Source organism: Streptomyces sp. NPDC048419 (assembly GCF_043200415.1).
GTDB lineage: Bacteria > Actinomycetota > Actinomycetes > Streptomycetales > Streptomycetaceae > Streptomyces.
On sequence record NZ_JBICXT010000002.1, the window covers coordinates 820,806 to 839,742 of the forward strand.

Genomic DNA, 18,937 nt, shown 5'->3' on the forward strand with positions numbered 1-18,937 from the left:
CCGGTGCACGTCAGGCGATCCCGCGCCGGATATTGAAGCCGGAACGATCTCCGTGGCCGGAAAGTCCTGTCCAAAGCATTGACTGGCAAGCGCTTACTCCTTACGGTCCCGTTCGAAGTTACGAGCGCAATTCGATATATCGAACATCGTCGAATCCCGATCGGGCACGGGATCTCGCACAGATAGGGCAGGCAATGGGACGACCTGACCTGAGTCGCAGGCACCTACTGGCAGCCGTCGGCGGGCTCACCGTCGCCGGCAGCTTCGGTTTCGCCGCACTCGGCACCGGCGCCGACGCACTCGCGTCCGGCGCGGACACCCGGGTGCGGTACTGGAACCTCTTCAGCGGCGGCGACGGCTCCAACATGATCGCGATGCTGGACGCCTTCCGTAAGGCCGACCCCGGCATCGACGTGAGTGACGCGACCCTCCAGTGGGGCAGTCCGTACTACACCAAGCTCGCGATGGCGGCGGCCGGCAACCGCGCCCCCGACCTGGGCGTCATGCACCTGGGCCGGGTCACGGGCTTCTCGCCGGGCCGGCTGCTGGACCCCTGGGACATGGACCTGCTCGCCAAGTACGGCGTGCGCGAGCAGGACTGGAACCCCAAGCTGTGGCAACGCGGCGTCATCGACGGCACGTTGTACGCCCTGCCGCTCGACATCCACGTCCAGCTCTGCTTCTACCGCAGGGACGTGCTGAAGAAGGCGGGCCTGCTCGGCGACGACGGCCTGATGATCCCCGTCACCTCCACCGCCGAGTGGTTCGACGTCCTGAAGAAGGCCAGGAAGGTCCAGAAGAAGGGCCTGCAGACCATCGGCCTGTGGACCAACGACCAGAACTTCCAGTGGTGGTTCTTCGTCGCCTTCTACACCCAGCTCGGCGGCAAGTGGTTCAACGACGCCAACACCGAGGTGCTGTTCGACGTCGACAAGGCCACCGAGGTCCTGGAGTTCTTCCGCAAGCACGTCATCGACGGCTATGTCATCCCCGGCGCACCGACCGGCGAGCAGTTCATCAACGGCGCCCCCTTCACGTGGGAGGGCAACTGGTCGGTGCCGGTCTTCTCCGGCGCCAAGGTCGACTACGGCGCCACCCCGCTGCCTCCCGTCTTCGGCAAACAGGCCACCCACGCCGAGTCGCACTCGTTCGTCCTGCCCCACCAGGCCGGCCGCGGCGGCGCCGCCAACGAGGGCGCGCACAGGCTGGCGGCCTACGTCGTCAAGCACGCCCTGCAGTGGGCGGCGGGCGGCCACATCCCCGCGTACACCCCGACGCTGTCCACGGCCGCGTACAAGAAGCTCACCCCGCAGCACGAGTACGTGTCCGCCATGGACCACCAGGCCACCGAGCCGAAGGTGTGGTTCGCCGGGTCGACCGGCATCCTCGCCCAGGACCTCGGCCCGGTCGTCGTCTCCTCGACGATGGGCTCGGCCAAGCCCGCCGCGGCCGCGCAGCGGATGAAGAAGCAGCTCACCAAGCTGCTCGCCACGAAGAACCCGATGGACGGCAGGACCGCCGCGCAGGGAGGTGCGACCGCATGACGACCAGTGCCGAGACCGTCGTCGTACCGGTGCGGACGAAGGCCGCCGCGGCCGGTGCGACCGTCCGCCGCAGGCAGGGATTCCAGCACGGGGGCTGGTTCGTCGCCCCGTTCCTGGCCCTGTTCACCCTGTTCGTGATCTGGCCGCTGCTGCGCGGCCTGTATCTCAGCCTCACCGATGCCAACATCTCCGGCGACGACACGCACTTCGTCGGCCTCGACAACTACCGCGAGGCACTGGGCGATTCGGCGATGTGGGACGCGCTCGGCCACAGCGCGTACTTCACGTTGCTCGTGGTGCCGTGCCTCACCGTGCTCGCCTTCCTGCTCGCGATGCTCGCGCACAACATCGAGCGCGGCAAATGGCTGTGGCGGCTGTGCTTCTTCGCACCGTTCCTGCTCCCGTCGACCGTCGCGGCCAACCTCTTCCAGTGGCTGTTCACCCAGGGCATCGGCATGTTCAACCATGTCCTCGGGACCGACACGCCCTGGCTGACCGACAAGTCGTACGCGATGCTCGCCATCGTCATCGAGACCCTGTGGTGGACGGTCGGCTTCTCCTTCCTGCTCTACCTCGCCGCGCTCCAGGGCATCCCAGAGCACCTCTACGAGGCCGCGAAGCTGGACGGCGCGAACGCCTGGCACCGCATGGTCCACATCACGCTGCCGCTGCTGCGCAACATCACCGGCCTGGTGCTCGCGCTGCAGATCCTCGCCTCGCTCCAGCTCTTCGACCAGGCCGTCGTGATGATGGACTTCGGCCCCGGACCGGAGCTCAGCACCCGGGCCTTCGTCCAGTACACCCTCGAACAGGGCTTCACCAGCTACCGCGTGGGCTACGCCTCCGCCATGTCCATCATCTTCTTCGTACTCATCGCAGTCGTCGCCCTCGGGCGGATGTGGCTGCTGCGCAACCGTGAGGAGGGTGGCCGATGACCACCGCCGAGGCGACGACTCGTCCGACCGTACGCACCAGGTCCCGCAAGCCCTGGACGCCGGGCCAGATCGTCCTCACGCTGATCGGGATCGCCGTCTCCGCCGTGTTCGTGGCGCCCATCGCCGCGGCGCTGTTCACCTCGCTGAAGTCCGAGACCGAGGCGGCCGAGATCCCACCGCACTGGCTGCCCAAGGTGTGGACCGGCCAGGCCTGGAAGGCCCTGTTCGAGAACGGCAACATCACCAACTGGCTCGTCAACTCCCTTGTCGTGTCGGTGTGCGTGACGTCCGTGGTGGTGCTGGTGAGCGCCCTCGCCGGCTACGGCTTCGCCCGCACCGAGTTCCGCGGCAAGTCGGTGCTCATGGGTGTCGTCATGGCGGGCCTGATGATCTCCCCGGCGGTGCTCGGCGTGCCCCTGTTCACCACCGTCCAGCAGATGGGGATGGTCGACACGTACTGGGGCATGATCCTTCCGCAGTGCGCGCCCGCCGCGATGGTCTACATCCTCTACAAGTTCTTCCAGGGCGTCCCGCGCGAGCTGGAGGAGGCCGCGTTCATCGACGGCGCAGGCCGCTGGCGGGTCTTCTTCACGATCATCCTGCCGCTGTCGCGCCCCTCGCTCGCCGCGGTCGGCATCTTCACCTTCATCAGCTCGTGGAACAACTTCCTCTGGCCGTACATGGTGACCAACAACCCCGACCTGATGACCATGCCGAACGGCATCGCGACCGTCATGAACTCCTACGGCATCCAATGGGCCCAGCTCATGGCCGGCGGCCTGATGGCGGGCCTCCCGCTGATCATCGTCTTCATCTTCTTCCAACGCCAGATAGTGGCAGGCGTGGCCCACACAGGCCTGGCAGGCCAGTAGGGCCGGCCACGACGAACCCGCAGCCGCCAACAAACGAGTACCACCACCCCGAAAGGCAAAGATGCGCACCGCCCGCTTCACGCTCGACCCGGCCTTCACCGTCGGCGAGGTCAGCCCCCGTCTCTTCGGCAGCTTCGTGGAACACCTCGGCCGCTGCGTCTACACCGGCATCTTCGAACCTGACCACCCCGCCGCGGACGAGGCCGGCCTGCGCCAGGACGTGCTGGACCTCGTCAGAGAACTCGGCGTCACCGCGGTCCGCTACCCCGGCGGCAACTTCGTCTCGGGCTACAAGTGGGAGGACTCCGTCGGCCCCGCCGAGGACCGCCCCCGGCGGCTGGATCTCGCCTGGCACTCGACGGAGACCAACCGCTTCGGCCTCTCCGAGTACATCGCCTTCCTGCGCAAGATCGGACCCCAGGCCGAGCCCATGATGGCGGTCAACCTCGGCACGCGGGGCGTCGCCGAGGCCCTGGAGCTCCAGGAGTACGCCAACCACCCCGAGGGCACGGCCCTTTCGGACCTCCGTGTCTCCCACGGCGACAAGGACCCCTTCGGCATCAGGCTGTGGTGCCTGGGCAACGAGATGGACGGCCCCTGGCAGACCGGCCACAAGACGGCCGAGGAGTACGGCCGCGTCGCCGCAGAGACCGCCCGCGCGATGCGCCAGGCCGACCCGGGCGTGGAACTGGTCGCCTGCGGCTCCTCCAGCCAGGCCATGCCGACCTTCGCCGAGTGGGAGGCGACGGTCCTGAAGGAGACGTACGACCTCGTCGACTACGTCTCCCTGCACGCCTACTACTGGCCCGAGGACGGCGACATCGACTCCTTCCTGGCCTCGGCCGTGGACATGGAGTCCTTCATCGAGAACGTCGTCGCGACCGCCGACCACGTGGGCGCGCGGCTGAAGTCGAAGAAGCGGATCAACCTCTCCTTCGACGAGTGGAACGTCTGGTACCTGCCCGAGTGGGAGGCGCGCGCCAAGACGTTCGAGCAGGGCGACTGGCCCGAGGCGCCGCGCCTGCTGGAGGACAACTACAGCGTCACCGACGCCGTCGTCTTCGGCTCGCTGCTCATCGCCCTGCTCCGGCACGCGGACCGGGTCACCGTCGCGTGTCTGGCCCAGCTCGTCAACGTCATCGCCCCGATCATGACCGAGCCCGGCGGCCCGGCCTGGCGCCAGACGACCTTCTTCCCCTTCGCTCAGGCCGCACGGCACGGCCTGGGCCAGGTCCTGGACGTGCGGGTCGACTCCCCGACGTACGAGACGAAGAAGTACGGCGAGACCGATCTGCTGCACGCCACCGCCGTCCGCGCGGAGGACGGCACCGTCACCGTCTTCGCCGTCAACCGCAGCCGCACGGAGCCGCTCCCGCTCGAAGTCGCCCTGTCCGGGCTGGACCTGACGTCCGTCGTCGAGCACAGCGTCCTCGCGGACAACGACCCGGACGCCCGCAACACCCTCGACGACCCCGACCGCGTCAGGCCCCGCGCGGCCGAGGGTGCCACCCTCATGGACGGCACCCTCGCCACCACACTCGAACCGCTGTCGTGGAACGTGATCCGGCTCGCGTAGCGGATCACGCGTCACACGGTCGTCACCGGCACCCGCCCGCCGCCGCCCCCAGCAGCACGAGCCGTACCTCCGACGGCCCGGCGGGCGTGGTGCCGTCGGAAAGGACCGCCAGGGCCAGGGAGTTGGAGCCGCGGGTGCGGAGGATGCCGTTGGGGAGGGCGAAGGTGTGCTGGGGGCCCACGTCGTTGATGTACTGGCCCATGTTCCAGCCGTTGAGGAAGATCTGGACGCGGTAGGCCCGCGCCGGGTCGTCCTCGAGGGTGAGGCCGATGGAGGCGTCGGTGGCGGCGTCGACGGCGAGGCGGAAGCTCGTGCGGTACCAGGTGACGCCCTGCCGCCGGTCCGCGCGCGGCAGTCGGACCGTCTCCCAGCCGCCGTCGGGGTGCGCCGGCAGGTGCCAGCCCTGCCGCTCGCCGTACAGCCCGCCGTTGTTCTGCGGGCCGCGCACGGGGTCGGGTGCCGCCTCTCCCTGCAGCCGCCAGCTCACCTCCGGGGCGGCCCCCTCGAAGGTGACCCCCGTCAGTCCGCGCGCGACCTTGTGCGTGTCCTGCGCCTTGCCGTCCTGGTCGTGCTGCATCCGGCGCACGAGGACGGACAGCACGTGCGCGCCGTCCGTGCGCAGTTCCGCCGGTACGTCGAACACCGCCGTGTCGGCCCAACTGCCTTGCCGCACACTCTTGTTGTCCGGCACCGGCATCCGGTGCGTACCCAGCGGCCGGCCGTCCAGCCACGCCATCAGCAGCCCCTGCGTACCGGTGCTGTAGGCGAGCGACACCGACCGCGCGCCGTCCGCGCCGGTGAAGTGCCCGCGGTACCAGACGTCGCCGTAGTGGAAGCCGTAGTCGTCGGCGAAGAGGAGGGGCTGACCGTCCGGGACGGGGGTGGTGCTGTACGAGGTGGTCCCGTCGGCGGCCCTCCACGCCGAGTCGTCGAAGCCGGGCGCGGACTCAGGGTTCTCCGTCTTCCGGCGCCAGCCGCCCTTCAGGGCGGGCAGCGCGACCGCGCCGGCCCCGGCCAGTGAGCGCGTGCTGCGCAGACTTCCGGAGGAGGTGGCGCCCGTCGCCAACTGCTCCCCGTTCCACGTGACTTGACCCGCCCCGCGCGGTCCCCACACCTCCACTTCGGTGGCCTGGACGGTGTCCCCGGTCAGATGGATCGTCGTCCCCTCGACGGCCGCGGTCCGCAGCAGCGCCGGTCCGTGCACCAGCACCGGGCCGGACGGGGTCTCGCGGGGCCACAGCCGTACGGAGGTCTCGTCGTCGGCGAGGAGCAGAAGGAGGGGGGTGGAGGTGCCGCCGCCGGACACCAGCACCCTTGTCAGACCGCCGAGTTCGGCCTCGATGCGCAACAGGCCGTCCGCGTACGTGTACTCGGCCGCGCCCTCAAGGACCGTGACCGACGGCCTGCTCGCGCACTCCAGCGCGGTCACCGTCGACTCGCCCGGGCGCCCGGTGAGCACGGCGAGGTCCTGCCGGCCGGCGGTGAGGGCCAGCATGGGCTGGGCGCTGGAGTACCGGACCGTGCGCCGCCCCAGCCGGAGCCCGGCGGCCAGCAGCCGCGCGTCCTGCGGCGGTACGGCGACGGGGACACCGGCCCCCGGGACCGGGAGGGTGGTGGTGACCGGCGCCTTGCCGTCGTTGCGCAGGACGTAGACGTGGGCGCCGGTGTCGGCGTTGGTCAGGTGGTACACCTTCAGCCCGTCCGCCGTGACGTCCGCGGCGCGGTCCAGCTTGGCGAAGTCGGGTACGTACCGCAGGAGTTGGCCGATCTGGTGCATGGGGATCAGCTTGGACGTGGGCTGCCGGCCCTCGTCGATGGCGGCGCCGTAGTCGTACGACGTGTAGACGACCGGCGCGGGCAGCCAGCCCCAGGAGGTGCCGCCGAAGGTCATGTAGACCTGTGCAGCGTGATGCCGTTGGCGAGATTGGTGAGGTAGAAGCGGCGCTCGTACGCCGCGTCACGCTGCCGCCGGGACTCCGCGTACCCCTTCTTGTCGAACCAGACCCCGCCCCACGGGTCGAACCAGCCGCCCCCGAACTCGGGGATCAGGCCCGGGGTGCGCGGGCTGGCCGTCGCGCCGCCCTTCGGGCCGCCGATGCCGAAGTGCCCCCAGTCGGGCGGGGTCAGCGAGGGCGAGGGGTAGCCGTCGAAGCCGTAGAGCCAGCCGCTCTCGTCATCGCCGGTGTCGAAGGAGCCGGGGATCCAGTAGCCGTTCCTGCTCTTGTCGTTGTGGAAGAGGGGCACGTCGATGCCGTCGGCGCGCACCTTCTTGTACAGGTGCGACATGTAGTCGCGCCCGGCCGGCTCGGTGACGTGGGAGTCGTACTCGTTCTCGATCTGGTAGAGCAGGACCGTGCCGCCGCCGTCGGTGAGCAGGTGCCGGGCGACGATCCCGTTCACCTGGGTGAGCCATTCGTCGACGCACGACAGGTAGGTGGGGTCGGCGGTCCGCGCCGTGCCCTTCGTGGCGGTCAGCCAGCCGGGGAAGCCGCCGCCGTCGAGCTCGGCGTTGCAGTAGGGGCCGGGGCGCAGGATGACGTAGAGACCGGTCTCGGCGGCCATGCGCAGGAAGAGGTCCAGGTCACGGACGCCCGTGAAGTCGTAGTGGCCGGGCGCGGGGGAGTGGTAGTTCCACGGCACGTAGATGCTGACCGTGTTGTAACCGTGGGCGCGCATCTTCTGCAGGACGTCCCGCCACAGGGACGGGCTCGGCAGCCGGCAGGGGTGCAGCTCGCCCGACCAGACGACCAGGCGCCTGCCGTCGACGAGGAGTGAGTAGCGGTCGTAGCCGATGGTGTGCCGCCTGCCGTCCGCGCGCGGCGGGGCGGGCGCGGGCCCGGTCGGCACGGTGTGGGCGGCGTAGGCGCAGCTCGCCGCGGCGCTGCCACCGAGTGCGAGGCCGAGAGCCGTGGTGCCGGCGAGCGCGCTGAAGGTACGTCTGCTGAGCCCCATGGGAGCCTCCCGTCGTGCCGGTCGGTCGGCGCGTGCGAGGTCATTGTGTACGGCACCAGCCAGCACAATGGTCGTATGAGGATCTCGGCACGGGCGGATTACGCGGTACGGGCGGTTCTTGAACTCGCCGTTCGGCAGGACGGCGGACCGGTGAAGGCGGAGGCGATCGCCGCCGCTCAGGACATTCCGCACAAGTTCCTCGAGGGCATCCTCGGTGACCTGCGGCGGGGCGGCGTCGTCGACAGCCGGCGCGGCGGCAACGGCGGCTACCGGCTGGCGCGCGACGCCTCCGAGATCACGGTCGCGGACGTCATCCGCGCCGTGGACGGCCCGATCGTCTCCGTCCGCGGCGAGCGTCCCACGGGCCTGGAGTACACCGGCTCCGCCCAGCCGCTGCTCCCCCTGTGGATCGCCCTGCGGGCCAATGTCCGCCGCATCCTGGAGGGCGTCACGGTCGCCGACATCGCGGCGGACACCCTCCCGGACCCGGTCCGCCGACTGGCGGCGGAGCCGGCGGCCTGGGAGAACCCGTAGGCACCCTGTGCGCCGCCGCACGGTTGTCGCCGTCTCAAAGGGTGTCCTCAGCTTGACGTTCTAGTGTCGGGCGGCGTTGATTCCTACTTGGCCGATGGGAAAACCAGGGAATCAACGGGACGACGACGGACGACGGGACCTCCTATGCAGACGCTGATCCTGCTCGCCCTCGCGGGGCTGGGCGCCCAGCTCGTGGACGGCAGCCTGGGGATGGCGCACGGGGTGATCTCGACCGTGCTGCTGCTGGGGCTGGGTGCGAGCCCGGCCGCCGCCTCGGCCGTCGTCCACTTCGCGCAGATAGGCACGGGGCTGGTGTCCGGCGTCTCGCACGCGCGGTTCGGGAACGTCGACTGGAAGGTCGTGGCGCGGATCGGGGTGCCGGGGGCGGTGGGGGCGTTCGTGGGGGCGACGCTGCTGGCGGGCATGTCGACGGCGGTGGCGGAGCCGGTGATGGCGGTGATCCTGCTCGCGCTCGGACTGTATGTGACGTACCACTTCACCGTGCACGGAGTTCCGCGCGGCAAGCTCGGCCGCCCCCTGCGCAAGCGGTTCCTCGTCCCGGTCGGCCTCGCCGCCGGCTTCCTGGGCGCCACCGGCGGGGGCGGCTGGGGCCTGATCGGCACCCCGGCCCTGCTGGCCAGCGGGCGGCTCGAGCCGCGCAAGGTGATCGGCTCCGTGGACGCCGGCAAGGCGCTGGTGGCCGTCGCCGCGAGCCTGGGCTTCCTCTTCTCCCTCGGCTCGCACGGGGTGAACTGGTCGTGGGTGCTCGCGTTCCTCGTCGGCGGCATGGTCATCGCCCCGGTCGCCGCCTGGCTGGCCCGCTTCGTCGCCCCGCGCATCCTGGGCGCGACGGTCGGCGGCCTCATCGTGCTGCTCAATGCCCGCACCCTGCTGGACGCCTGGCACGCCGCATCCGGCGCGCCGAGCGTCTGCGTGTACGTCGTCCTCTACGCCCTGTGGGCCGCCGCCCTGACCCACTCGGTGCGCGCCCACCGCCGCGAGAAGAGCCGCGCCCCCGAACCCGCCGGGGAGCGGCAGCCCGTCGGCGCCTAGCGGGCAACGACGGCACCAACTGCCCCTGTTTTCAACAGAGTTCGCTCACACGGGTGCTCTGTGAAATCCGCGATTGTGAATGGCTTGAGTTCGCCCTGACCGCCGGTTCCGCGCTTTCCTACGATGCGTTCGCCTCCGGTCTTCACAGGAACCTCACGGGTTCTTCATGGCCGCGGGCGAGCCACCCCCCACTCACAGAAGCCGGAGAGATCATGGCTGGTGGACTCCTTCTCGGCGGAGCGGTAGCCGCTCTGCTGACCACCGCGATACCCGCGCACAACCCCTCGGGCGGGTTCGACGACCCGCCCCCGGACAAGATCATCATCAAGGTCGCCACGGTGAACGGCTCGGGCTGCCCGCAGGGCACGACCGCGGTCGCCGTCTCCGAGGACAACACGGCCTTCACGGTCACCTACAGCGCCTACCTCGCCCAGGCGGGCGGCGGCTCCGATCCCACGGCGTTCCGCAGAAACTGCCAGCTCAACCTGGTCGTGCACGTCCCGCAGGGCTTCACCTACGCGATCGCCAGCGCCGACTACCGGGGCTTCGCCTCGCTCCAGTCCGGCGCGAACGGCACGCAGAAGGCCTCGTACTACTTCCAGGGCTCCCCGAGCACGGCGCAGAAGACCCATCCCTTCAACGGCCCCTACGACGACAACTGGCAGGCCACCGACTCCACCGACTGGGCCCAACTGGTCTGGGCGCCCTGTGGAGTTCAGCGCAACTTCAACATCAACACGGAGCTGCGGGTGACGGCCGGCTCCACCTCCACCGACAAGGTCAGCTTCATGACCATGGACTCGACGGACGGTGACATCAGCACGGTGTACCACATGGCATGGAAGGAGTGCCCGAGTTCCTGACGCGCGGCGAAGGGGTGGCCCGCCGCACCGCGGGCCACCCCGGTCCTGTGCCGGCTCAGGACCGTTCGACGCCCAGGGTCAGGGCGGCGCGGTAGCCGGCGGCGGGGGAGCCACCGAGGGCGGTGAGGGTGAGGAGGCCGGAGGGCGCGCCTCCGTCGTCGTAGATCCCGTCCTGGGCGAGGGTCGTACGGGTGACCGTGTTGGTCGAGTACGGCGAGACCTCGGCGACCTGGGCGGTGATCGTCTCGTCGAAGAAGAGCTGGCCGGTGTGGAGCTCCTGGCCGCCCTCGAACGAGCCGTCGGAGGTCAGCGTGACACCGGTGTGCACCTTGACGTGGATGTGCACGCACCGGCCGCGGTACCAGCCCGGGTAGATCGTGGTGAGGCCGGCGACCCCGGCGGAGTCGGTGAGCACGCCGCCGCGCAGGAAGGCGCCGTCGTCCGGCTCGCTGTGGCCGTTGTTGCCGACGTAGCCGGAGTACTCGCCGAGGGCGTCGCAGTGCCAGATCTCCACCAGCGCGTCGCTGATGGTGGCGCAGGTGTCGTCGTCGACGACGGTGAGGGCGAGCTGGAGGGGGGCGCCCGCCTTGCCTTCGGTGACGTCGGAGCGGACGAGCGCTCCGTCGAGGTAGTAGGGGCCTTCGGTCATCTCCTTCGTGAGGGTGCAGACGGCCGCCGCGGCGGCGGGTTCGGCGTCGGTCGCGGCTCCCGCGGCTCCCGCGGGGGCTTCGGGTGCGGCGGCGGAGACGGCGAGCGTGGCGGCCGTGGCGCCCGTGGCGATCAGTACGGTTCTGCGCCCGATCCCGGGCCCTGTGGTTTCTGTCATGGGCACGGCACCGTAGGGAGCGTGGCTGTAGGCGAGCTGTCAGTTGGGCAAAGTGACGCGCCGTCAAGTTCCCTGCCGGTCATCCGGCCGGAGGCGCGGATTTGACGCGGATGTGCCGATGGCCGCGCAGGCGGCACCGGTCTCACTGCTGAGGGCGGTTCCCTTCGGGCCCGTGACATCCGGCCGACCCCCTGACATCTGAGGGTGGCAGGCGGCACGTCCTCGCCGATCATGTGAGTGACACTGCCGAACGGGGATGGCACAACATGGCGGTACGCATCCACTTCACCGACGACGACCTCGCCCAGACCAGGCTCGCGCAGGCCCCCGATCCCATGTGGGAGGCGCTGCTGAGCATGCACATGCTCCAGACGGACACCGCGTCCTTCGTCTTCGGCGGCTGGCGGGAGACGGTACGCCGTCGCCTGACCGCCCCCTTGAGCGCGCTGCTCCGGCTCGCGCCCCCCGCCGGCTACTCGGCGGACTTCCTCACCCCGGCGGCCGGCGCGGGCGGCCTGGACGCCGGGGTCGGCGCACTGCTGTCCACGCCGCGGCAGCGGCTCGCGCACGATCTCGTCGAACTGACCCGTGCCGGGCGCCGGTTGCCGTCCTGGGCCGGGCTCCTCGCCGGCGGCGACCCGGACGCCGTCAGGCATCTCGGGCGCCTGCACCGGCACTACTTCGCGACCGCGCTGGCCCCCTGGTGGAACCGGATCCGCAGCCGCTTCGACACCGAACGCGCCCTGCACGGGCGGTACTTGGCCGAAGGCGACCTGGGGGGTCTGCTCAACACCCTGCACTCCGGGATGGCCTGGCGCCGGCCGGTCCTGGAGCTCAACGGCCTGGGCGTCGACCGCGACGTGCACCTCGACGGGCGCGGGCTCCTGGTACTCCCCTCGTACTTCTGCTGGCGCCGGCCCACGCTGCTCAAGGACCCCGCGCTGCCGTGCGTCGTCGTCTACCCGATGCCCCACGAGACGGCCCTGAGCGCCACGTCCGGCCTGCGTTCCCTGAACGCCCTCCTCGGCCGCACCCGCGCCGAGATCCTGGAGACGGTCGCCGGCCGGGGCGTGACGACGACCGAGCTCGCCCACGACACGGGCGTCGCTCCGGCCACCGCCAGTCACCACATCGGCATCCTGCGCAAGGCGGGCCTGCTCAGCACCTGCCGCGCGGGCAGGGTCGTCCTGCACACGGTGACCCCCTTGGGGCTGGCACTGCTGGACGGCCGGTGACCCAGATGAGAGACCGCTGGATGTGACGGCACCTCAAGTCCCTTGCAGGACAGCCCGCGTGGAGTCACCCGCGCTGCTCTGCAGGGAGGTGATCCGCCGGACCACGCAGACGGCGAGGGCCGCGGAGGTGATGTTGAGCGCCTGCGTCACCACCAGGAGGGGAAGCGAGGTCGAGGACCGGCCGATCGTGGCGATCGCGACGTGCCCCACCCATGCCAGCCACCAGGCGTTGACCAGGACGTCGTCACGGCCCTTCTCCGTCGTCCCCGGGCTGCTCGCCCGCTGGGTGCCGAGCAGCAGTCCGCGCGGAACCCACAGGTTGACCACCGGTATGAGCCATGCGAAGACGGCCCAGGCGTCGGAACCCAGTTCCGCGCCGGGGGAGATGAGCCGGGCGTTGCGCCGGCTGCGGTGGAACCACGTCAGGAACAGGGTCGCCGTCAGCGTGATGGCGTAGGCGGAGACCATCGACGCGACCCCCGTCCTGACGATCACTCAGATCATGGTGAGACGGCCGAGGTTCGCGCGGGTTATTGACGCGCAAGGGGTTCGATTCTACGGTCCCGTCCGAAGCTCTGATCAGTGGTCGATATGCCGAACAGATCGACGTGGTCGAGCGGACCGAACGGATCGAGTCCCCCACCTCAAGGAGCGTCAGCGTGAGTCGTACGTCTCGCACCAGAACCGCTCTTCTCGCCGTCCCCGCCGCCGTCCTGCTCGCCCTGGTTCCGGGTACGGCGTCGGCGTATCCCAACCCCGGCGCGGTCACCGGCGATGTCGTCGTGCATGACCCGACGATGATCCGGACCTCCGCCGGACGTTATCTGCTGTACTCCACGGGCGGCGGACTGGGCTACAAGACGTCCACCGACCGGATCGCGTTCACGGCGGGCAGCGACGCGTTCTCGGCCAAGCCGGGCTGGTGGTCGTCGTACGCGACCGAGGCCTGGGCCCCAGACATCTCGTACCACGGCGGCAAGTACCTGATGTACTACGCCGTTTCGACGTTCGGCTCCAACAAGTCCGCGATCGGGCTGGCGGGTTCGTCGACCGGGCTGCCCGGTTCGTGGACGGACTACGGCGTCGTCTACACCTCCACCACCTCCAGCGACTACAACGCCATCGACCCGAACCTCTTCGTCGACGACAACGGCAAGTGGTCGCTGTCCTTCGGCAGTTGGTGGACCGGGATCAAGATGTTCCAGATCGATCCGGGCACCGGGAAGCAGTTCGCCTCCAACACCACCCGGTACTCCATCGCCTCCCGCCCGACCGGGACCAAGGCCGTCGAGGCGCCGTACGTGGTGAAGCGGAACGGCTACTACTACCTCTTCGCCTCGTACGACACCTGCTGCGCCGGCACCAGCTCGACGTACAAGGTGAAGGTGGGGCGGGCCACCAGCGTCACCGGGCCGTACTACGACAAGAGCGGCGTGGCGATGACGAACAACGGCGGCACGCCCGTGCTGGAGTCGCACGGCAGCATCATCGGCCCCGGCGGACAGTCGATCATGAACGACTCCGACGGCGACCTGATCGTCTACCACTACTACGACGGCAACGACAACGGCACGCCCAAGCTCGGCATCAACCTGCTGAACTGGAGCAGCGGTTGGCCCGTGGCGTACTAGCCGGCAGCCGGCGCTCCACCCTTACGGGCTAATCGGCCTGTTTTGTGTGCGTTGGGTGAAGAGCGGGTGATGTGAAGCCCCTTGGCCGAACGTACAACTTCAGAGGCGGGCATGGGGAATCGGTTCGATACGGGGGTTCAGTTCGGTGTGGTGATCGTCGGGGCCGGCCCCGCGGGGCCGGCCCTGGGGAATCTGCTGCTGGACGGGGGCGTCGACTGCGTGATCCTGGAGCGCCGGGGCCGCGAGGCCGTGGAGGGCCGGGCGAGAGCCGGATTCCTGGCCGCCCACTCGGTGCGCGTGCTCGCGGAGAACGGCCTCGGCGCCGGAGTGCGGGCCCGGGGCCGGGAGCACGGAACCTGTCTGTTCCGCAGCGGGCAGGGGGAGTTCACGCTCGACTACGGACGGCTGGGGCGCGGCGAGGTGCACACCGTCTACCCCCAGCAGGAACTGGTGCGGGACCTGGTGGCCGAGTACCTGCGGCGCGGCGGCGAACTCCGGTTCGGGGCCGAGGCCGAGGAGATCTCGCAGGGCCGGGTGCGGGTGCGCGGCGGCGCGGACGTGACCGGACGGTACATCGCCGGTTGCGGCGGCCACCGGGGCGTCGCCCGCCGGGCCCTCACCGCGCAGGGGGTGCCGACGGCCCGCCGGGACCACGGCGTCTCCTGGCTGGCGGTGCTGGCCGCGGCCCCGCCCAGCCTCGCGGCCGTCGGATACGCCCTGCACGAGCGGGGGTTCGCGGGGCACATGGCGCGCACGCAGACCGTCACCCGCTACTACCTCCAGTGCCCGCGCGGAACCGATCCTGCCGAGTGGGACGACGACCGGATCTGGGCCGAGCTCGCGACGCGGATGCGGACCGCCGAGTTCGGTCCGCTCACGTCCGGCCGCGTCCTGGAGCGGGCCGTCGTCGACCTGCGCTCCGACGTGCTGCAGAGCCCGGGCGCCGGGCGGCTGTGGCTGGCCGGGGACGCCGCCGGGCTGATCAGCCCATCCGCCGCCAAGGGCGCCAACCTCGCCGTACTTCAGGCCGAGCGGCTGGCCCGGGCCTTCGAGGAGGCGCTGGCACACGGCGACGAGGGCGGTCTGGGCCCGGTACGCCGCGGACTGTCTGCCCCGTGTCTGGCGGGCCCATGAGTTCTCGCACTGGATGAGCGGCCTGCTGCACGGCCCGGCCGGCGACGACGCCGAGGCCCGCTACGGGCGGGCCCTGCAGTACGCCCGCCTGGAGAGCCTGCGCACCTCCCAGTGAGGAGGCCTTCGCCCACCGCTACGGGCAGCACCACTTCCCCTATCTCGCCGAACGCCCCGAACTGGGCGCCCTGTTCCACCGCGCGATGACCGCGAGCGCGGAGATGTTCACGCCCGTGCCCGCGCTGGTGGACTTCTCCGGCGTACGGCGCGTGGTCGACGTCGGCGGCGGCAACGGCGCGCTGCTGGCCCGTGTGCTGCGGGCGCACCGCGATGTGGAAGGCGTGCTGCTGGAGCGCCCGGAGGCGCTGGAGGCGGCGCGCACGGAACTGGCCGCACTGGGCCTGGAGCGGCGCTGCTCCTTCGTGCCCGGTGACTTCACGGAGGCGGTGCCGGCCGGCGGCGACGTCTACCTTCTCTCCCGGGTCCTGCACGACTGGGACGACGACCGCTGCCTGACGATCCTGCGCCGGTGTGCGCAGGCGATGCGCCCGGGTGCTCGACTCCTGCTGGTGGAGCGCCTGTTGCCGGGCCGCGAGGGCATCCCGTCCCCGGCGGCGGCGTGGGACGTCCACACGCTGTGCACCGTGGGCGGCCGGGAGCGGCACGAGCACCACTACCGGCGGCTGCTGGCCGCGACGGGCTTCGAGCTCACGGCCTGCCACGGCCTGCCTCTGGGAGCGTCGCTGCTGCACGCGGTGCGCGGCGACACGCTCCGGTAGCGCGTCAGCCGGTCTGCCCCATCCCGGCCGCGTTCGGCCAGCTCTGGGCGTTGGGCCAGCCGGTCGCCGGGGCGGGGGAGAGATCCTGCGGGGGGCCGGTGGTGCCCCGGACCTGGGCGGCCGTGAGTCCGCCGCGGGCCGGGACACCGGGCGGGGTCGGACCGGTCGGCATGACGGGGGTCATGGGCGTGGGCGCGGCTGCCGGGACGGGGGCGGGCGCCTGCGGCATCGGGGCGGGTGCGGGCATCGCCGCGGGCTGCGGCGCGGGCATGCCGACCACGGGCTGCGGCCCGGTCTGGGTCATCTGGGCCACCATCGGCATGGGCGTCCCCGGATCGACGCCCCCGTACTGCGCGGCGGCGGGCATGGGCACACCCACGGGCATGGCGACCGGCATGCCTACGTCCGCGGCCGAACCGCCGGCGGCCATCGCCGCGAGGCCGTGCATGCCGGCCCCGTTGGTGGCGCTGACCAGCCGGTCCACGGCCGCCGTGCCCGAGCTGTAGCTGGTCCCTGTGCCCAGCTCGGGCACGGCGGCTCCCCTCCTGGTCCCGTAGAACACCTGTTCCAGGCCGGACACCAGGCGACGCACATCCACCTGGGGGCGCACCACGAGCCTCAGGAAGCGGCTGGACGAACCGATCTTGTTGCCGCACTCGCGGACCAGGATGCGGTGCTCGGTGAGCATCCGGTCCCGGACCACGGTGCCTTCGGCGCCCACGGGGAGGCGCACGAAGAGGAAGTTTCCCTGGGAGGGGTAGACGGTCAGGCCGGGCAGGGCGGAGAGCTGGCTCGCCATGTCCAGACGGTCGCGGCGGACCTGCTGGAGGCTCTGCGCGTACTCGGCGCCGTGCTCCTTCAGCATGAACACCACGTGTTCGGCGAAGGAGTTGAGGTTCCACTTGGGGAGCATCGAGCGGACCCGGCCCGCGAGGGCGGGGTTGGCGACCAGATAGCCGAAGCGTATGCCGTGCAGGCCGAAGTTCTTGCCGAGGCTGCGCAGCACGATGACGTTCGGGCGGATCATCGCGTCCTGGACGACGGACGGTTCGGCCTCGGCGTCCGCGAACTCCAGGAACGACTCGTCGATGACGATCAGGTCCAGGTCGGCCATGGCGTCCATGAACTGCACCAGTGCGTGCCGCTGCAGATAGCCGCCGTCGGGGTTGTTCGGGTTGCAGATCACCGCGACCCGGGTGCTGCGCTTGCGGATGAATTCGGCGTACTGGGCGAGGTCCAGGGCGAAGCCGCTGGACTCCTGCAGCGGGAACATGTCGACCCGCTTGCCGGTCTCCATCGGCTGGTCGGTCCAGCGGCCGAAGGTGGGGACGGGGATGGCGAGGGACTCGCGGACCATCAAGTGGTCGATCCAGGTGATCAGTTCCGTCGAGCCGTTGCCCATGGCCACGCACTGCGGCGGCAGCTGGAGCAGGTTGCACAGCTCGGCGGTGATCGTGTCGGCGCTGCTCGGGTAGTACGTGACGATGTCCCGGAGACGGGCCGCCATGTCCTCGAACATCGCCGGGGTGGGGAAGTAGGGATTGCAGGGAATGCAGAAGTCGACCGGACCTGTTCCGTCGCCGCCCTCCCGTGCCAACGCCGCCATCGAAGGGCTGTGTGCCGCAGTGCTGCGGAACAGCGAGGTGACGTTGTCGGCCATGGAACCTCCGTATGAGGCGGGCCCGGTGGTCGCCTCCGGGCCCGTCGTGTGCGGGTGGCCCGCGCGGGGGAGCGCGGGCCGCCCTTACATACGAGGTGGTGCGTGGCGCTGTTCAACGAATGTGAAACTAGTGTGACTTCGGGAACCGGAAGGCCTTGCTCAACGTCCCCGCGTGAGTGCCCGGCGTCACACGCCGAACGAGTGCACCGTCGTCGTCCGGTACGTCTGCCCCGGCCGCAGCACGGTCGAGGGCCACGACGGCTCGTTCGGGGAGTCCGGGAAGTGCTGCGTCTCCAGGCACAGTCCGTCGCCCTGCCGGTAGGTGCGGCCGGAGGTGCCGACGAGGGTGCCGTCGAGGAAGTTCCCGGAGTAGAACTGCAGGCCGGGCTGGTCGGTGGCGATCTTCAGAGTACGGCCGGAGCGCGGGTCGCGCAGGGTGGCGATGTGCTCGGGCCGGGCGGTGACGCCCTTGTCCAGGACCCAGTTGTGGTCGAACCCCTTGGCCTGCACCTGCTGGGGGTGGCCCGCGCGGATGTCGCGGCCGACCGGCTTGCCCTTGCGGAAGTCGAAGGGGGTGCCGGAGACCTTCGCCAGCTCACCCGTGGGGATCAGACCCGTGTCGGTGGGCGTGTAGCGGGACGCGGCGATCGTGAGCTCGTGGTCCTCGATCGTGCCGCTGCCCTCGCCGGCGAGGTTCCAGTAGGTGTGGTTGGTGAGGTTGACCACGGTCGGCTTGTCGGTGGTGGCCTCGTAGTCGATGCGCCACTCGCCGCGCCGGTTCAGCGTGAAGGTGACCTTGGTCTTCAGCGTGCCGGGGTAGCCCATCTCGCCGTCGACGCTCGTGTAGTACAGGTGCAGGCCGACGTCGGAGCCGGAGGTGAAGCCCTCCACGTCCCACACCTTGGTGTTGAAGCCCTTGGCGCCGCCGTGCAGGCTGTTCACCCCGTCGTTGACGCTGAGCTGGTACTTCTTGCCGTCCAGGGTGAACTGGCCCTTGGCGATGCGGTTGCCGTAGCGGCCGATCGTCGCGCCGAAGAAGGTGGTGCCGGCGACGTAGGCCGCGAGGTTGTCGTAACCGAGCGAGACGTTGACGTGACGGCCGTGCCGGTCGGGGATCTCCAGGGACTGGATGATGCCGCCGTAGGACAGCACCTTCAGCCGGGTGCCGCCGTTCTCCAGGGACCAGCGGTAGACCTTGGTGCCGTCGGCCAGCTTGCCGAAGAGCTCCTTGACCGGCCTGCCGCCCCCCGAGGAGGCTTCGGCGGTGCCCGTGCCGAGCGTGGTCGCGGCGATGCCCGCTGCCGCGGCGCCTGCGATGACTGTGCGTCTGTTCAGTTCCATGTGTG

13 protein-coding genes and 3 pseudogenes are annotated in these 18,937 nt (G+C 70.4%); 11 read left to right on the forward strand and 5 right to left on the reverse strand.

From position 1 onward, the window contains the following. Window positions 1–194 precede the first annotated feature (194 nt). The 4 genes from ACGFYN_RS07620 to ACGFYN_RS07635 all read left to right on the forward strand — a co-directional run bounded on the left by ACGFYN_RS07620 (window position 195) and on the right by ACGFYN_RS07635 (window position 4,927). Window positions 195–1,544, forward strand: coding sequence for an extracellular solute-binding protein (locus tag ACGFYN_RS07620; RefSeq protein WP_393864819.1), 1,350 nt, complete (start codon window positions 195–197; stop codon window positions 1,542–1,544). Next, the gene (locus ACGFYN_RS07625; RefSeq protein ID WP_393864820.1) at window positions 1,541–2,479 is read left to right on the forward strand and encodes a carbohydrate ABC transporter permease; all 939 of its coding nucleotides are present in this window, start codon (window positions 1,541–1,543) and stop codon (window positions 2,477–2,479) included. The genes ACGFYN_RS07620 and ACGFYN_RS07625 overlap by 4 nt, the downstream gene beginning before the upstream one ends. Continuing rightward, window positions 2,476–3,351, forward strand: a complete 876-nt coding sequence (locus tag ACGFYN_RS07630; protein ID WP_393864821.1) for a carbohydrate ABC transporter permease — start codon at window positions 2,476–2,478, stop codon at window positions 3,349–3,351. The genes ACGFYN_RS07625 and ACGFYN_RS07630 overlap by 4 nt, the downstream gene beginning before the upstream one ends. Before the next feature lie 61 nt (window positions 3,352–3,412). Further along, window positions 3,413–4,927, forward strand: coding sequence for an alpha-N-arabinofuranosidase (locus ACGFYN_RS07635; protein ID WP_393864822.1), 1,515 nt, complete (start codon window positions 3,413–3,415; stop codon window positions 4,925–4,927). Window positions 4,928–4,949: 22 nt separating this feature from the next. On the opposite strand, the pseudogene ACGFYN_RS07640 reads toward ACGFYN_RS07635, so the two are convergent. Further along, window positions 4,950–7,879 (reverse strand): annotated as a pseudogene (locus tag ACGFYN_RS07640) (beta-galactosidase). Window positions 7,880–7,954: 75 nt separating this feature from the next. On the opposite strand from ACGFYN_RS07640, the gene ACGFYN_RS07645 reads away from it, so the two are divergent. From ACGFYN_RS07645 to ACGFYN_RS07655, 3 genes are all read left to right on the forward strand, one after another. After that, a complete protein-coding gene (locus tag ACGFYN_RS07645) occupies window positions 7,955–8,413 on the forward strand; it encodes an RrF2 family transcriptional regulator (RefSeq protein ID WP_393864823.1) in 459 nt (152 codons plus the stop codon). Between the two features lie 144 nt (window positions 8,414–8,557). After that, a complete protein-coding gene (locus ACGFYN_RS07650; protein WP_393864824.1) occupies window positions 8,558–9,466 on the forward strand; it encodes a sulfite exporter TauE/SafE family protein in 909 nt (302 codons plus the stop codon). A 212-nt stretch (window positions 9,467–9,678) separates the two neighbouring features. After that, window positions 9,679–10,329 (forward strand): DUF4360 domain-containing protein, encoded by a 651-nt coding sequence (locus ACGFYN_RS07655; protein WP_393864825.1) that lies wholly within the window; start codon window positions 9,679–9,681, stop codon window positions 10,327–10,329. A gap of 55 nt (window positions 10,330–10,384) precedes the next feature. Here the strand turns inward: ACGFYN_RS07655 and ACGFYN_RS07660 are convergent, their stop codons facing one another. Beyond that, window positions 10,385–11,155: an intradiol ring-cleavage dioxygenase gene (locus ACGFYN_RS07660; RefSeq protein ID WP_393864826.1), complete on the reverse strand. Its 771-nt coding sequence runs from the start codon at window positions 11,153–11,155 to the stop codon at window positions 10,385–10,387. A gap of 266 nt (window positions 11,156–11,421) precedes the next feature. On the opposite strand from ACGFYN_RS07660, the gene ACGFYN_RS07665 reads away from it, so the two are divergent. Continuing rightward, window positions 11,422–12,390, forward strand: a complete 969-nt coding sequence (locus tag ACGFYN_RS07665; protein ID WP_393864827.1) for an ArsR/SmtB family transcription factor — start codon at window positions 11,422–11,424, stop codon at window positions 12,388–12,390. 33 nt (window positions 12,391–12,423) lie between these two features. Here ACGFYN_RS07665 and ACGFYN_RS07670 read toward each other — a convergent pair whose 3' ends face one another. After that, the gene (locus tag ACGFYN_RS07670; protein WP_393864828.1) at window positions 12,424–12,885 is read right to left on the reverse strand and encodes a DUF4328 domain-containing protein; all 462 of its coding nucleotides are present in this window, start codon (window positions 12,883–12,885) and stop codon (window positions 12,424–12,426) included. Between the two features lie 164 nt (window positions 12,886–13,049). Here ACGFYN_RS07670 and ACGFYN_RS07675 point away from each other — a divergent pair, with 164 nt between their 5' ends. From ACGFYN_RS07675 to ACGFYN_RS07685, 3 genes and pseudogenes are all read left to right on the forward strand, one after another. Beyond that, entirely contained in the window at window positions 13,050–14,021 is a 972-nt protein-coding gene (locus ACGFYN_RS07675) for an arabinan endo-1,5-alpha-L-arabinosidase (RefSeq protein WP_393864829.1), read from the forward strand. A gap of 111 nt (window positions 14,022–14,132) precedes the next feature. Next, window positions 14,133–15,270: pseudogene (locus ACGFYN_RS07680) on the forward strand (FAD-dependent monooxygenase). A 16-nt stretch (window positions 15,271–15,286) separates the two neighbouring features. After that, a pseudogene (locus ACGFYN_RS07685) lies at window positions 15,287–15,931 on the forward strand (methyltransferase); the annotation flags it as partial. Between the two features lie 4 nt (window positions 15,932–15,935). Here the strand turns inward: ACGFYN_RS07685 and ACGFYN_RS07690 are convergent. Both ACGFYN_RS07690 and ACGFYN_RS07695 read right to left on the reverse strand, forming a co-directional pair. Beyond that, the gene (locus tag ACGFYN_RS07690) at window positions 15,936–17,591 is read right to left on the reverse strand and encodes a pyridoxal phosphate-dependent aminotransferase (RefSeq protein WP_393864830.1); all 1,656 of its coding nucleotides are present in this window, start codon (window positions 17,589–17,591) and stop codon (window positions 15,936–15,938) included. A 186-nt stretch (window positions 17,592–17,777) separates the two neighbouring features. After that, window positions 17,778–18,932 (reverse strand): aldose epimerase family protein, encoded by a 1,155-nt coding sequence (locus ACGFYN_RS07695; protein ID WP_393864831.1) that lies wholly within the window; start codon window positions 18,930–18,932, stop codon window positions 17,778–17,780. Window positions 18,933–18,937: the final 5 nt, after the last annotated feature.